A 13974-nucleotide genomic window follows, 5' to 3' on the forward strand; every position below is an offset into this window, starting at 1 on the left:
GTATGAAAACACTAACAGTTCAGTGATATAAATTTTAATTATATGATTTTTAAGGAAAGTGATTATGGCAACGCCACATATTAATGCTGAAATGGGTGATTTTGCTGACGTTGTACTGATGCCAGGGGATCCGCTGCGTGCGAAGTTTATCGCAGAAACCTTCCTGAAAGATGTGCGCGAAGTGAACAATGTGCGGGGCATGCTGGGTTTCACTGGCACATATAAAGGACGTAAGATCTCGGTAATGGGCCACGGTATGGGGATCCCATCTTGCTCGATTTACGCCAAAGAGCTGATCACTGATTTTGGCGTGAAGAAAATTATCCGTGTGGGTTCCTGCGGCGCGGTTCGTGCTGATGTTAAATTGCGTGATGTGGTGATCGGGATGGGGGCCTGTACGGATTCCAAAGTTAACCGCCTGCGTTTTAAAGACCACGACTATGCAGCCATTGCTGATTTCGGCATGACTCGCAATGCAGTGGATGCCGCAAAAGCTAAGGGAATTGACGTGCGCGTGGGTAACATCTTCTCTGCTGATTTGTTCTACACGCCAGACCCACAAATGTTTGATGTTATGGAGAAATACGGCATTCTGGGGGTCGAAATGGAAGCTGCTGGTATCTATGGTGTTGCGGCTGAGTTTGGTGCCAAAGCCCTGACTATTTGTACCGTATCTGACCATATCCGCACCGGTGAACAAACCACCGCCGCTGAGCGCCAAACCACCTTCAATGACATGATTGAGATTGCATTGGAATCAGTGTTACTGGGCGATAAAGAGTAACGCCGCACTCGGTTTATCTCTATCCCTATTCAGCGGCAGAATTTCTGCCGCTGCATCTATTAGGGGACATCCTCGCGTTTCTTGTCTAATTCAGCGGGCTCATCATCACTCTCATCCTCTTTCACTGGCGTATTGGCCGTGAGCAAATAAGGTGATTGTTGCCAGCGGCTACGGCGCCCTTGCAGTAAAGTCCGCGCCAGAATAATGCCCACCGCCAAAGCCACCAGTATCATCAGCCGCAGCAAATTGGTGGTATTATCCACTTGCTTGGATTCTGTTGCGAGCACGTGGGTGTCGAGTGTCATGCGCAGAAACCCAGTTGGCCCGCTTTTACCGGGGATCAGTTCAACAATTTGGTGATTGAAATAACTGCCGGGGCGTTTGCCATCCAAAGCCAGCCGGTCACGCACTTTGACGTTCTCTCCGGCACTGGCAACCAACGTTCCGTCAATCTGATATACACTGGCATCCAAGATGCGGCTGGATTGAGTCAATTGCTGGAGAATGGCATCGACCTTCTGGCTGTCAATATCATCATCACCGGTATCCATAATAGATGACAGGCTGAAAGTGACTTGTCTTGCCAGTGTTTTCGCCAGTTCTTCAACCTGCTCCGAACGGGCCAGTTGATGACTGAGGCTGAAATAGGATGCACCTTGCATAAGCAAGACTAACAATGCCAGGCAAATCAGCACAATAGCGGTACGGTGCAATCGAAATTTTAATTTGGCCTTCGCCATGCAGGTTCCTTGCAAGAATCGGTGACTTTATGTTGCCAGAAGCCAGGGCGATAGGATAGCTTGATGCGTCCTTTTGTCTTGCCTTTACCCCGTTTTCTACAGGAGTCATTCATGTCTAATAGTCTGACCTATTGCGATCTTCCCGCAGAGATCTACCAATGGCCGGGTCTACCACTTTCACTCAGCGGTGATGAAGTTATGCCACTGGATTATCGTGCTGGTCATACAGGTTGGCTGTTATACGGCAGAAAACTGGATAAAAAGCGCATTACCCACTTCCAACGCCAATTGGGGGCGGCAATGGTGATTGTCTCCGCGTGGTGTGTGGAAGATTATCAGGTGATTCGCCTGGCGGGCAGCTTGACCCCCAGAATTAAAACCCTGGCCGATGACAATGGGCTGGATGTTGCGCCATTGGGCGCGATTCCCCATTTGCGCACCCCGGGTTTATTGGTGATGGACATGGATTCCACCGCCATCCAAATCGAATGTATTGATGAGATTGCCAAACTGGCCGGTGTCGGTGAGGAAGTGGCGGCCGTCACTGAGCGCGCTATGCAAGGTGAGTTGGATTTCTCGGCCAGTCTGCGCCAGCGCGTGGCGACCCTCAAAGGGGCTGATGCCAATATCCTCAAACAGGTGCGGGACGAATTGCCACTGATGCCGGGGCTGACCAGCTTAGTGCGCAAACTTCAAGCACTGGATTGGCATGTCGCCATTGCCTCCGGCGGTTTTACCTATTATGCCGAATACCTGCGTGACAAATTACGGCTGGTGGAAGTGGCGGCCAATGAGCTTGAAATCAAAGACGGCAAACTCACCGGCAAAGTGCTGGGGCCAATTGTTGATGCGCAATACAAAGCAGACATACTGCTCAAATTGGCGGAAAAACTGAATATCCCGATAGCGCAAACTGTGGCCATTGGTGATGGTGCCAATGACCTGAAAATGATGCAAGCCGCCGGTCTGGGCCTGGCCTTCCATGCCAAGCCGAAAGTTTATGCCAAAGCCAAAGTGGCTATCCGTCACGGCGATTTGCTGAGTGTGCTGTGTATCCTGACCGGCAGTCTTAAGCACGAAGAACGCTAAAATAAGCTATTTTATTTGCCATTTTGAATTTGGGCAGTGCTCTAAATCCTCACGTACTTCATGTACGCTCCGGTTTTTGCGCGCTGTCCGCATTCAAACTGTCTGCAACAATGACGCCTATTTGAGTTGATGATCAGGCTACCTCGGCAGACTTTGAACGATAAAATGGGCATGTCTGTATTGGTTTTTTACATTGACTGTTAGACCGTTATATTGAGGTGAAACGTGGCTAAAGCACCAAAACGGGCATTCGTTTGTAATGAATGTGGCGCTGATTACCCGCGTTGGCAGGGGCAGTGCAGCGCCTGTAACGCATGGAATACCATTACTGAAATGCGGCTGGCAGCAGCAACATCCTCGGCCCGTAATGAGCGTTTTGGCGGCTATGCCGGTGATGCTGGCGTGAGTCGGGTACAGAAATTATCCGACATCAGTCTGGCAGAATTACCGCGTTTCTCCACCGGTTTTCTGGAATTTGACCGGGTGCTGGGCGGCGGAGTGGTGCCGGGCAGCGCCATACTGATTGGTGGGAATCCCGGGGCGGGGAAAAGTACCCTATTGCTGCAAACGCTCTGCAAACTTTCCGAAAACATGAAAACCCTGTATGTCACCGGCGAAGAGTCATTGCAGCAGGTGGCGATGCGCGCGCATCGTCTGGGGTTACCCACTGCTGGCCTGAACATGCTGTCTGAGACCAGTATTGAGCAAATTTGCCTGATTGCCGAACAAGAACAGCCCCGGCTAATGGTGATTGACTCAATCCAGGTGATGCACATGGCGGATATCCAATCGTCGCCGGGCAGTGTGGCGCAAGTGCGAGAAACCGCGGCTTATCTTACCCGCTTTGCCAAAACCCGTGGTGTCGCCATCGTGATGGTGGGCCATGTGACCAAAGATGGCTCGCTGGCGGGGCCGAAAGTCTTGGAGCACTGTATTGACTGCTCGGTGATGCTCGACGGCGATGGTGACTCGCGGTTTCGCACCTTACGTAGCCACAAAAACCGCTTTGGTGCCGTCAATGAATTGGGCGTATTCGCCATGACCGAGCAAGGTCTGCGCGAAGTCAGTAATCCGTCGGCGATTTTCCTCAGCCGTGGTGATGAAGTGACATCCGGCAGTTCGGTGATGGTGGTGTGGGAGGGAACTCGCCCGTTATTGGTTGAAATTCAGGCGCTTGTAGACCACTCGATGATGTCGAACCCGCGCCGGGTGGCCGTCGGTCTAGAGCAAAATCGGCTGGCAATTTTGTTGGCGGTATTGCACCGTCATGGTGGCTTGCAGATGGCGGACCAAGACGTATTTGTCAATGTGGTGGGCGGGGTGAAAGTCAGCGAAACCAGTGCTGACCTGGCCTTGCTGATGTCGCTGGTCTCCAGCTTACGTGACCGCCCGCTCCCCCAAGATTTAGTGGTATTTGGTGAGGTCGGGTTGGCCGGCGAGATTCGCCCAGTACCCAGTGGTCAGGAGCGTATTGCGGAGGCGGCCAAGCATGGTTTTAAACGCGCCATCGTCCCTTATGCCAATATGCCGAAGAAACCGCTGCCCAATATGCAGGTTTTTGGGGTGAAAAAGCTGGCCGATGCGCTGGCGGTGTTGGAAGATTTGTAGCGCTGCATTTAGTCGTGTTAATCGCGCGGTATACTGTGTTATTTTTGTTTAGTGCGCTAAACAAGGAGGCGGTATGCTGCAGTTTGATTATCTCAAAACAGCAATTAAGCAAAAAGGCTGTACCTTACAGCAGGTGGCCGATGCCAGCGGCATGACCAAAGGGTATTTAAGCCAGTTACTCAATGACAAAATCAAAAGCCCCAGTGCACAAAAGCTTGAGGCCTTGCACCGTTACCTTGAGCTAGAGTTTCCGCGTCGTGAGAAAAAGGTCGGTGTGGTGTTTGGTAAATTTTACCCACTGCATACCGGCCATATCTATCTTATTCAGCGCGCCTGTAGCCAGGTCGATGAGCTGCATATTATTCTTTGTTTTGATGAACCCCGTGATCGCGAGCTGTTCGAGAACAGTTCTATGTCACAGCAGCCAACTGTCAGTGACCGCTTACGTTGGTTGTTACAAACCTTTAAGTATCAGAAAAATATCCATATTCACTCATTTGATGAGCATGGCATTGAGCCTTATCCTCATGGCTGGGATGTGTGGAGCCATGGCGTGAAAAAATTCATGGCGGAAAAGGGGATTGTGCCGAGTTTTATCTATTCCAGTGAAAGTCAGGATGCACCGCATTATCGTGAACAATTTGGTATCGAAACCATTTTGATTGACCCCGAGCGCTCCTTTATGAATATCAGTGGCCGCCAAATCCGCCGTGACCCTTTCCGCTACTGGGATTATATCCCGACGGAAGTGAAGCCGTTTTTTGTGCGCACGGTGGCAATATTGGGTGGCGAATCCAGTGGAAAATCAACTTTAGTCAATAAGTTAGCCAATATTTTCAATACCACCAGTGCATGGGAATATGGCCGGGACTATGTTTTCTCTCATTTGGGTGGCGATGAAATGGCGCTGCAATATTCCGATTACGACAAAATTGCGCTAGGGCAAGCTCAATATGTTGATTTTGCAGTGAAATATGCCAATAAAGTGGCGTTTATTGATACTGACTTTGTCACCACGCAGGCATTTTGTAAGAAATATGAAGGGCGGGAGCATCCATTTGTTCAGGCGCTGATTGATGAATATCGCTTTGATCTGGTGATTTTGCTGGAGAACAACACGCCGTGGGTGGCTGATGGCTTGCGCAGCCTGGGCAGTGACCGTGAGCGCAAATCTTTCCAAACCTTACTCGAGCAGATGTTGCGCAGCAATAATATTGAATACGTTCATGTGGAGTCGGCGGACTACGACGAGCGCTTCTTGCGCTGTGTCGAACTGGTGCAACAGTTATTAGCCGCCGACCTACAAAGACTCGCCCGCCCATCAGTATTGGCTGAAGCACGGGGAGGGCGGGAAGTTAGTAAGCAATAACTATCTTGCCCTGCATATGCCCACCGGCGACTTGCGCGTGGGCTGCTTGCAGATTTTCAACTGTCAGGCCATGCAGCGTTTCACTCAGTGTCCCGTGCAGTTTTCCCTCGTCGACCAACTGACTGACCTGCTTTAGAATTTCGCCTTGCTGGGCGATATCCGGTGTAGAGAACATGCTGCGAGTGAACATAAATTCCCAATGCAGGGCCGCACTTTTTAGTTTCAATTGATTTTGATCCAGCGGCTTTTCATTTTCCACGATGGTACAGATTTGCCCCAGCGGGGCGATCAATTCACTGATGGCGGGCCAGTGACCGTCTGTATCATTCAAGCAAAGAATATAATCGACTTTATCGATACCTTCTTTTGCTAGCTGCGCTTTCAGGTCACGATAATCCACTGTTAGGTCGGCACCGCGTTCAAGACACCAGGTGGCGGACTCTGGGCGGGATGCGGTCGCAATCACTTTGACTGGGCTGCGCAATGCGGCCAGAGGGATGGCTAATGAGCCGACACCACCGGCCCCACCGATGATAAGCAGGTTTTGGCCCGCGCTAGCCTGTTGAATTTTCAGGTGTTCGAACAATGCTTCCCACGCAGTGAGCGCGGTTAATGGCAGGGCGGCGGCCTGTGCCCAGTTAAGGGCGCGCGGTTTTTGGGCGGCGATACGCGCATCGACCAACTGCTGGGTGGCGTTGCTGCCGGGGCGAGTGATATCACCGGCATACCAAACCTCATCACCGGCACGAAAACCGGTGACTTGCTCGCCGACACTGACCACCACACCCGCGGCATCCCAACCGAGAATACGCGGCTGTTGCAAACCATTTTTTTTCAGGCCGTTATGCACCTTGGTATCAACCGGATTGATGGAGGCGGCTTTAACCTCAACCAGTAAATCAAATGGGCCTGGCGCAAGGGAATCTAAGCTGATTTCAATAAAATCAGTTGGTTGTTGTGGGTTTACCGCAATGGCTTTCATTGACATGGTGATGTTCCTGCTGCTGTTGAGTTTATCTATTGAGTCTAGACCTATCCGAGCGGAGTGATAAGATGGACAATCACTAACGCAGTGTTCGTCTAAGGCAAACAATCATGTTTAAGCAACTTCAGGATATGGCGCTGTTCGCACGCGTTGCTGAATGCGGCAGTTTCACCCGTGCCGCTGCAATAGTGGGTTTGCCTAAATCTAGCGTCAGCCAGCGGATCAGCCAGTTAGAGCAAAACCTGGGGATTCGTTTGATCAATCGAACTACCCGGCAACTGAACCTGACTTTTGCCGGTGAGCGCTATCTGGTGCACTGTCAGGAGATGCTGCAAGCCGCCGAGCGCGCGGACTTAGCACTGCAACGCCTGAAAGATAACCCCAGTGGGCGCTTGCGTATTTCAACACCGGCGGGGCTGGGCGCAACCTTACTGGCGCGTTTGGCGACAGATTTTCAGCGGCAATACCCGGATGTGGTATTGGAGGTTTTAGTGTCGGATACCATGGTGGATTTGGTCGAGGAGGGCTTTGATGTGGCGCTGCGTACCGGCAAACCACAGGATTCGTCACTGATTGGCCGGCGGCTGGGGTATGCTCCTCGCTATCTATTGGCTTCCCCGGCTTATTTGGCTCAATACCCGCCCTTATTGCATCCGCGCCAACTGGATACTCATCGCTGCATCGCCCACCGGGCTTGGCAGGCACTGATTTTACGCCGTGCGGATGAGTTCTATCGCTGGCAGCTTCCCGCGCTGCATGTGACCGATAACTTGCTGTATGCCCGTGAGTGCGCGCTGAGTGGTGGCGGAGTGACACTGCTGCCCGCATTTTTGAGTCGTGAGGTGGTGGCAAGCCGCCAATTGATTGAAGTATTGCCGCAATGGCAAGCCGAGGGCAATGAACTGTATTTGGTCTACCCGAGCCGCAAGCTGAACTCCCCGGCACTGAGCTGCTTTATTGATGTGGTGATTGGGCACCCGGTATTTGAGGATTATGTGCAGGGGCTGGAAATATCCTAAATGATGCGCCGTTTACATATTAAAAAGGCCTGCAATGGCAGGCCGTTAGCTAAGATAAAATGCAAAACTACTTGGTCATTTTCTTATACTTGATACGGTGTGGTTCCAGTGCTTCGGCACCCAGAGTGCGTTTTTTCCACTCTTCGTATTCAGTAAAGTTACCCTCGAAGAATGCCACTTTGCCCTCATCTTGATAATCAATGATATGGGTGGCGATTCGGTCAAGGAACCAACGGTCATGGGAAATAACCATGGCACAACCCGGGAATTCCAGTAAGGCGTTTTCCAGTGCGCGCAGGGTTTCGATGTCTAAGTCGTTGGTCGGTTCATCGAGCAGCAACATGTTACCGCCCACTTGCAGCAATTTAGCCAGATGAATACGGCCGCGTTCACCACCGGACAACTCACCCACCCGTTTGCCTTGATCAATACCTTTAAAGTTAAAGCGGCCAACATAGGCACGGCTTGGAATTTCAAAGTTGCCGATCTTCATGATGTCTTGGCCGCCGGAGACTTCTTCCCACACGGTTTTGCTGTCATCCATGTTGTCACGGAACTGATCAACTGAGGCCAATAACACAGTATCACCCAGTGAAATGGTACCGGAATCTGGCTGCTCTTGGCCTGATAACATGCGGAACAGGGTTGATTTACCCGCGCCGTTCGGCCCGATAATCCCGACAATTGCCCCTTTAGGCAGTGAGAAGGTCAAGTCATCAATCAGAACACGGTCACCGTAAGACTTGCTCAGATGCTCAACTTCCAGCACTTTGTCACCTAAACGTGGGCCAGGTGGAATAAACAACTCACTGGTTTCATTGCGTTTTTGGTATTCAACACTGTTAAGCTCTTCAAAGCGAGCCAGACGCGCTTTACCTTTCGCCTGACGGCCTTTGGGATTCTGACGCACCCATTCCAGCTCTTTCTCAATAGATTTACGACGTGCAGCTTCAGAAGAGGCTTCCAGTGCCAGTCGGGCATCTTTTTGCTCCAGCCATGAGGAGTAGTTGCCCTCCCATGGAATACCCTCACCACGGTCCAGTTCCAGAATCCAGCCCGCCACGTTATCGAGGAAGTAACGGTCATGGGTGATGGCGACCACGGTGCCTTCGTAATCATGCAGGAAGCGCTCCAGCCAAGCCACGGATTCGGCATCCAAGTGGTTGGTTGGTTCATCCAGCAGCAGCATGTCTGGTTTTTCTAACAGCAGGCGGCAAATGGCCACACGGCGGCGTTCACCACCGGACAAATTGGCAATTTTTGCATCCCAAGGTGGCAGGCGCAAAGCATCCGCGGCGCGTTCTAACTGGTTATCCAGATTATGGCCGTCATGGGATTGAATAATCGCTTCCAGCTCACCTTGCTCTTTGGCCAACTTATCGAAATCGGCATCAGGATCGGCATACAGCGCATAAACCTCATCCAAACGAGTCAGCGCGCGTTTCACTTCACCGACGGCTTCTTCAACTGATTCGCGCACCGTTTGTTCAAGGTTCAGCTTGGGTTCCTGTGGCAGATAGCCAATTTTGATACCGGGTTGCGGGCGAGCTTCGCCCTCAATGTCGGTATCAATGCCCGCCATAATGCGCAGCAGAGTCGATTTACCGGAGCCGTTCAGACCCAGCACACCAATTTTGGCCCCAGGGAAGAAACTCAGGGAGATGTTTTTCAGAATATGCCGCTTCGGCGGAACAACTTTGCCGACACGATGCATAGAATAGACGTATTGAGCCACGTTGCGCTAACCCTCGCTATAACTGGTTTTTATGATGTCCCACTTTTTGTGTGGGGCATGTATGGGGCATTAGAGCCTAACTTTGCGTTTAGCAACGCAAGCTGGTCAGCATTATGATCCGGCATCCAATCACCGTAGACGCTAAACAGCATTTGTGCCGAGGTGTGTCCCATTTGCATTGCAATAAATGCAGGGTTCGCCCCAGCGGATAATGACCAACACGCGAAAGTATGGCGCGATTGGTATGCATTTCGATGTCGCAGTTTAGCCCGTTTCACTGCCCGATCCCAGCTATCAGCTAGAGCAGTTGGTGTAAAACGTTCACCAGCTCTATTTCCTTTTGCATTTATCTTCGGATCGAACACGAAAGTGCATAGATCTGTACGGCTTTTGCCATGCTCTCGCATCAACACTTTTACTTTGCTGGTGGGTTTTAACCGCGTTAATGCCTGTTGCTTTCTTAATGCTTCCTTCGCTGGTTCCATCAGAAAAATAGTGCGATCGGTACCGGCCTCAGTTTTTGGCAAAGTGTATTGTTTCACACTAGTCCAGTTCCGCCGAACCGTTAATGTGCCAGCTTCCAGATCGATATCTTCCCAAGCCAATGCACAAAGCTCCCCATGACGAAGGCCGGTATAGACAGCAATTGTCCAGATATTGGCGGTCTGCTCATTTAGGCAGGCAGAAATAAAGCGAGTGAATTCATCTCTCGATAAAGGGTCTGGCCGGACTCTGGCGCGCTTAAGTTTACTGACTGATGTGGTGGGATCTTCTTTTAAATAGCCACTTTCCACCGCGAATTTTACAGCGCCTTTCATACAGATCACATAATCGTTAACTGTGGCCACAGTCCTACCAACAGGTATCACTTTCTTATTTCTTGCTGGCCGGTGGTGTCCGGTTAACAGTTCATTTCTCATCGCGAAAATATCTTCACTGGTAAGAGAGCTGATCATTCGACTTTGGCCCAATATGCGACCACATGTCTCCAGTTTCACTTTGTACCGCCGCAAGGTGTTAAGTGACAATTCTGGCTGCTTCAACTCAAGCCAACGATCAAATAGAGCTTTCACGCTTAATTCTCGGGTGCTATTGGTGGCGAACCGATGGGCGTTTGGTGATTCAGGAAACTGACGCGCGTAATCAAATGAACCCGTTTTAATTGAGTAAACAATTGACTGGCGCATCTCGCTGGCCATCTTTCTATTTTTGGGAGTATCCGGTATACCGAGGGATTCACGGAATCGTTCATTCTGATACATAAACCAAATCCGTAAAAAACCACCGTGGTTCTCCACCCCGGTGGGATAGATAATTTTCTTCTGCATGATTCGCCCTTATGGGGAATTATACCGCTGGCTGTTTTGTAGCCTGATTAGCAAACCATAGGTTTATGGCAGTGACGTTATAGAGCGCCTCACTGGTTTTGCTTGGTGTACCTGTTGGCGAAACCAATAACCACTCCTTTCCCTGCCTCCACCCGCGCTGGCGGTATGAGCGTATTTTCTCAAAGCTAAAGCCAGTGATTGAGCTTAAAATAGCTTTTGTCACCCACTCGTTAGCTTGGAGCTGTATCATGCTTGGCAAATCAACAACTGTAAGATCTACCATTATTAACCCCTCCACACTGTTTATTTAAAGGCCCACCGCAAACGGGCCGTGACTAAAATTATTTGGTAACTCAAGTAGTCATCCCTGAACGCCCTTCATAAAATCACCCACTACATAGACAACCAGGCATATAAAGAACAGAGTGAGAATTATCACTACTAATATCTCGGTTGGTAATCTGATTCGTTTCATCATTTCACCTGTTTAGCAGTAACGCCGTGACGATTTAACACACCAATAATTAATTCCCGCTTACAGCCGATCGCTGGTACATCGCGCAATTCATTTACCAGCATTGAGAAAACATGCCGTAGTAATGGCTTCTGCTCCCCCTTAATTGCCGCCAGTTCTGCGCGTAAATCCAATAACTCAGCCGCCATTTGTGTAACGATAGGGCTTTGAGCGCCGCCGATATCGCACGCACCCGGATTAGCGATTTTCTGTAGTTGCTGCTCAGTTAGCTTGTTCATACAACGCCCTCAGCTAAATAGTGTCGATATGGGGGGGCCTGTCGATTCCTGCGACATATTTCTGACATTGCATTTAAGTAATTAAGACTACGAACCATGCCTAGCGCTGTACGACGAGAGCGCAACCGGTTTGATTTACCTGTAGACCGACGATGCTTACGGATAACCTTTCGATTATGCGCGTTCATAACCACAACCCAGCGGTTGAGGGGCTTATTTTTATAGGGGGAATTGCACTTCTCCCATTTGCTGACTCGCTCGGCCATGTAAGCTTCAGTCAGGTCTTTTAAATAAGATACCTTTCCCACTACTCACCCCCTTCAACCGGAACTGGAAGCCAATGAATAACGTGATTGGAGTCATAGCATTTACCATCAACAACAATCACGCCCCCGCTTTTACGTCGATATGACCCCACTCCAACCCCTAAATAATTCCCGGACTCATCCCATGCTTTAACTTGGGTGCCAATGTTTGGGCGCACTCGTGGAAAGAACCACGCATATTCGCCGGTATCAGTTTTAAATCGCACTACTCACCCCCTTCAACCGGATTGCTTTCAGGTGCAGCGGCTAACATGGCTCGGTAAATTTCATCGAACTGAACGCAGAAAATAGAATCATCGTCTATGTCGTAAACCACATCATCACATTCCATTGCCGCTGCAATCATTTCCGCTGTAGGCTTAATCGGAACCAGTCCGGCACAAGTAGCCGCGCCTCTGCTGCCTCTGCGCGTTGTTTCAATTCGGTGTTTTCATCTTCCACAGCCAAGCGCTTCCTGAACTGAGCCTTTCGGCTAGCTTTGACGTTATTAATTGCCAAATCCTTCATGTAGAGCTGATGCTCTGCATTTGCTAAACGTTGCTGGAATTCCTGATTAAGCAGGTCGTCACGCTCTTTCTCTGCTGCTTTCAATTCATCGAAATACTTATCTGCTGCGGCACTGGCATCAAAAGCCCACTGCCTCCACGTCACAGGCCATAAAGGGCCGCAACCATTAGGACACGGCTCAGTCTTGTTATCGCCGGGGCCGGTTGTTCCGGATTTCATGTAGAGATTGGTTTTAGTCAGTTGGAATTTACACTTTGCACAATGCAGAGCACCCGGAACTAAGGCGGCAACTTTTAACTCACTGACTTGCGCCTCTGCTGCCTCGGCGCGTCGCGAAATATTCAGGTTTGCCGTGATTAAGAGGTCTTTTTGTGCGAATAGCTCCTGTTTTACCTGCTCGTTTTGCTGATAACCCGCCAGGAATTCATCACGTTCTTTCTCTGCCGCTTCGATAGCGCGGAAAACTTCGTCAAAGAAATCAGCAGTTTTATCTAGGATGAAAGTTTGATGTCCATCGACAGTTAAAAGGCCAATGATATTTGCTGCCTCACTACGCAGGACTTCTATATGCTTATTCACCATGCCTCCTCAAGCTCATCCCAGCAGATATATGCTTCTTCTGGGCTGTCTATTTCAGCGTGGCCTTGCAACCCACATTTAGGACAGTTAGCTTTATCATTGAAGTTAATCATTCCAACTGGAGCCGCAGTTTCCACAATCACTGGCGAATGGTCACAACGTGCGCACCACAGCCATTTTATTTCGCGTTTTTCTTTGCCCATATCACTCACCTCCCCGCAGACTGGCGGCGAACCTTTCAGCGGTTACTGCTTGAGCATTAAGTCGGTCAAATACATAGTGATCACCACGACTCAATGACTCTTTAGCTTGTACCTTTAAGAATTCAGCAAATTCGATTGAACCCTGCGCCTTTATCTCGTTAATCGCCTGAGTGGTGGCTGGGGTTTCCGATTTGATTATTTCTACTGCTTTAGCGTGAGTTATATGACCAGCCATATTTTCATCAAACCAGCCTTGTAATCCATTCACCTCCATTCCATCTGGAATTTCCAACTGAGCCTCGTCAGTAGTACCCTCAAGCCATTCCCTTGCTTGACCTAAATTACCTTGAGTAATGCAGAAAAGAGCCGCTTGTGTACCCATCACGGTGCGATGCAGTAACCATGCATTTGATAACTCACTGGCGGCCTTATCGGTAAGCACTGCATTCTCGCCAACCAACTGTTGCACTCTGGCAATAGTGTCACCAGCCACAGCCCCGGTAATACCAAGAGCCTCAGCAATCAAGGTGCAGGTGTTAAGTGCTGCGTCACGTTCAGACTTGAGTTCTGCGATGGTATTTCTTGCATCGGCATAGCCATCTAATACCACGGGTAGTAATTCAGACTCAGTGAGTAGAGCATTAAATTTAGGATGTGTGGCAACGTGATCAGCGTCTGGATCTTGGAAGTTATATATAAGGGTGTTATATGCCCCCATGAAGCGCCCAAAACCGCCGTGGCCTTGTACAAGTGAATCCCAGGCAACGGCAATAAACGTGCGTTCTTCATCACTTATCTCTCGATCATCAAGACGCTCTAAAAATTGCTCAGATGATTCCCTGTTCCAGCGATCCTCCGCTGCTTCAGCGGCGTGAAATAGTTTCCAAAGAGATTCCACTTCATCTTCACTTGGCCTTGCCATTTTTACCGTTATTGTTTTAGACATGAT

15 protein-coding genes are annotated in these 13974 nt (G+C 49.9%); 5 read left to right on the forward strand and 10 right to left on the reverse strand.

All coding sequences use genetic code 11. The features are described from left to right. The first annotated feature begins 64 nt into the window (after window positions 1-64). Window positions 65-784, forward strand: a complete 720-nt coding sequence (deoD, locus tag D5F51_RS03205) for a purine-nucleoside phosphorylase (protein ID WP_129195581.1) — start codon at window positions 65-67, stop codon at window positions 782-784. A 59-nt stretch (window positions 785-843) separates the two neighbouring features. Here deoD and D5F51_RS03210 read toward each other — a convergent pair whose 3' ends face one another. After that, the gene (locus D5F51_RS03210; protein WP_129195582.1) at window positions 844-1524 is read right to left on the reverse strand and encodes a YtjB family periplasmic protein; all 681 of its coding nucleotides are present in this window, start codon (window positions 1522-1524) and stop codon (window positions 844-846) included. A 111-nt stretch (window positions 1525-1635) separates the two neighbouring features. On the opposite strand from D5F51_RS03210, the gene serB reads away from it, so the two are divergent. The 3 genes from serB (at window position 1636) to nadR (ending at window position 5590) form a co-directional block, all read left to right on the forward strand. Further along, the gene (serB, locus tag D5F51_RS03215) at window positions 1636-2613 is read left to right on the forward strand and encodes a phosphoserine phosphatase (protein ID WP_025379587.1); all 978 of its coding nucleotides are present in this window, start codon (window positions 1636-1638) and stop codon (window positions 2611-2613) included. 225 nt (window positions 2614-2838) lie between these two features. Next, the gene (radA, locus tag D5F51_RS03220; protein WP_025379586.1) at window positions 2839-4221 is read left to right on the forward strand and encodes a DNA repair protein RadA; all 1383 of its coding nucleotides are present in this window, start codon (window positions 2839-2841) and stop codon (window positions 4219-4221) included. A gap of 73 nt (window positions 4222-4294) precedes the next feature. Beyond that, complete coding sequence (gene nadR / locus D5F51_RS03225; protein ID WP_025379583.1) at window positions 4295-5590, forward strand: multifunctional transcriptional regulator/nicotinamide-nucleotide adenylyltransferase/ribosylnicotinamide kinase NadR; 1296 nt, start codon at window positions 4295-4297, stop codon at window positions 5588-5590. Here the strand turns inward: nadR and D5F51_RS03230 are convergent. Continuing rightward, window positions 5577-6578, reverse strand: coding sequence for a zinc-binding alcohol dehydrogenase family protein (locus D5F51_RS03230; protein WP_129195583.1), 1002 nt, complete (start codon window positions 6576-6578; stop codon window positions 5577-5579). The two genes, nadR and D5F51_RS03230, sit on opposite strands and share 14 nt — an antisense overlap. A gap of 107 nt (window positions 6579-6685) precedes the next feature. Here D5F51_RS03230 and D5F51_RS03235 point away from each other — a divergent pair, with 107 nt between their 5' ends. Continuing rightward, window positions 6686-7594, forward strand: coding sequence for a LysR family transcriptional regulator (locus tag D5F51_RS03235; RefSeq protein ID WP_025379582.1), 909 nt, complete (start codon window positions 6686-6688; stop codon window positions 7592-7594). Between the two features lie 67 nt (window positions 7595-7661). On the opposite strand, the gene ettA is transcribed toward D5F51_RS03235, so the two are convergent. The 8 genes from ettA to D5F51_RS03280 form a co-directional block, all read right to left on the reverse strand. Then, window positions 7662-9329 (reverse strand): energy-dependent translational throttle protein EttA, encoded by a 1668-nt coding sequence (gene ettA, locus D5F51_RS03240; RefSeq protein WP_087769450.1) that lies wholly within the window; start codon window positions 9327-9329, stop codon window positions 7662-7664. A 29-nt stretch (window positions 9330-9358) separates the two neighbouring features. Continuing rightward, window positions 9359-10657, reverse strand: a complete 1299-nt coding sequence (locus D5F51_RS03245; RefSeq protein WP_129195584.1) for an Arm DNA-binding domain-containing protein — start codon at window positions 10655-10657, stop codon at window positions 9359-9361. A 19-nt stretch (window positions 10658-10676) separates the two neighbouring features. Beyond that, the gene (gene xisR, locus D5F51_RS03250; RefSeq protein ID WP_129195585.1) at window positions 10677-10940 is read right to left on the reverse strand and encodes an excisionase family protein; all 264 of its coding nucleotides are present in this window, start codon (window positions 10938-10940) and stop codon (window positions 10677-10679) included. Between the two features lie 191 nt (window positions 10941-11131). Continuing rightward, window positions 11132-11410, reverse strand: a complete 279-nt coding sequence (locus tag D5F51_RS22680) for a hypothetical protein (protein WP_245994868.1) — start codon at window positions 11408-11410, stop codon at window positions 11132-11134. 307 nt (window positions 11411-11717) lie between these two features. Continuing rightward, entirely contained in the window at window positions 11718-11942 is a 225-nt protein-coding gene (locus tag D5F51_RS03265; protein ID WP_129195587.1) for a hypothetical protein, read from the reverse strand. Between the two features lie 136 nt (window positions 11943-12078). Then, window positions 12079-12825 (reverse strand): hypothetical protein, encoded by a 747-nt coding sequence (locus tag D5F51_RS03270; RefSeq protein WP_129195588.1) that lies wholly within the window; start codon window positions 12823-12825, stop codon window positions 12079-12081. Next, a complete protein-coding gene (locus D5F51_RS03275) occupies window positions 12819-13025 on the reverse strand; it encodes a hypothetical protein (RefSeq protein WP_129195589.1) in 207 nt (68 codons plus the stop codon). The genes D5F51_RS03270 and D5F51_RS03275 overlap by 7 nt, the downstream gene beginning before the upstream one ends. A gap of 1 nt (window position 13026) precedes the next feature. Then, window positions 13027-13971: a hypothetical protein gene (locus D5F51_RS03280; RefSeq protein ID WP_129195590.1), complete on the reverse strand. Its 945-nt coding sequence runs from the start codon at window positions 13969-13971 to the stop codon at window positions 13027-13029. Window positions 13972-13974 lie beyond the last annotated feature (3 nt).

Origin of the sequence: Yersinia hibernica (assembly GCF_004124235.1) — a bacterium.
Classification (GTDB): Bacteria; Pseudomonadota; Gammaproteobacteria; order Enterobacterales; family Enterobacteriaceae; genus Yersinia; species Yersinia hibernica.

Coding starts and splice junctions, on each gene's coding strand:
- xisR (WP_129195585.1), bottom strand. CDS start 10,940: ATGGTAGATCTTACAGTTGTTGATTTGCCAAGCATGATACAGCTCCAA.
- D5F51_RS03270 (WP_129195588.1), bottom strand. CDS start 12,825: ATGGTGAATAAGCATATAGAAGTCCTGCGTAGTGAGGCAGCAAATATC.
- D5F51_RS03280 (WP_129195590.1), bottom strand. CDS start 13,971: ATGTCTAAAACAATAACGGTAAAAATGGCAAGGCCAAGTGAAGATGAA.
- D5F51_RS03210 (WP_129195582.1), bottom strand. CDS start 1,524: ATGGCGAAGGCCAAATTAAAATTTCGATTGCACCGTACCGCTATTGTG.
- D5F51_RS03235 (WP_025379582.1), top strand. CDS start 6,686: ATGTTTAAGCAACTTCAGGATATGGCGCTGTTCGCACGCGTTGCTGAA.
- D5F51_RS03230 (WP_129195583.1), bottom strand. CDS start 6,578: ATGTCAATGAAAGCCATTGCGGTAAACCCACAACAACCAACTGATTTT.
- D5F51_RS22680 (WP_245994868.1), bottom strand. CDS start 11,410: ATGAACAAGCTAACTGAGCAGCAACTACAGAAAATCGCTAATCCGGGT.
- serB (WP_025379587.1), top strand. CDS start 1,636: ATGTCTAATAGTCTGACCTATTGCGATCTTCCCGCAGAGATCTACCAA.
- D5F51_RS03275 (WP_129195589.1), bottom strand. CDS start 13,025: ATGGGCAAAGAAAAACGCGAAATAAAATGGCTGTGGTGCGCACGTTGT.
- D5F51_RS03245 (WP_129195584.1), bottom strand. CDS start 10,657: ATGCAGAAGAAAATTATCTATCCCACCGGGGTGGAGAACCACGGTGGT.
- deoD (WP_129195581.1), top strand. CDS start 65: ATGGCAACGCCACATATTAATGCTGAAATGGGTGATTTTGCTGACGTT.
- nadR (WP_025379583.1), top strand. CDS start 4,295: ATGCTGCAGTTTGATTATCTCAAAACAGCAATTAAGCAAAAAGGCTGT.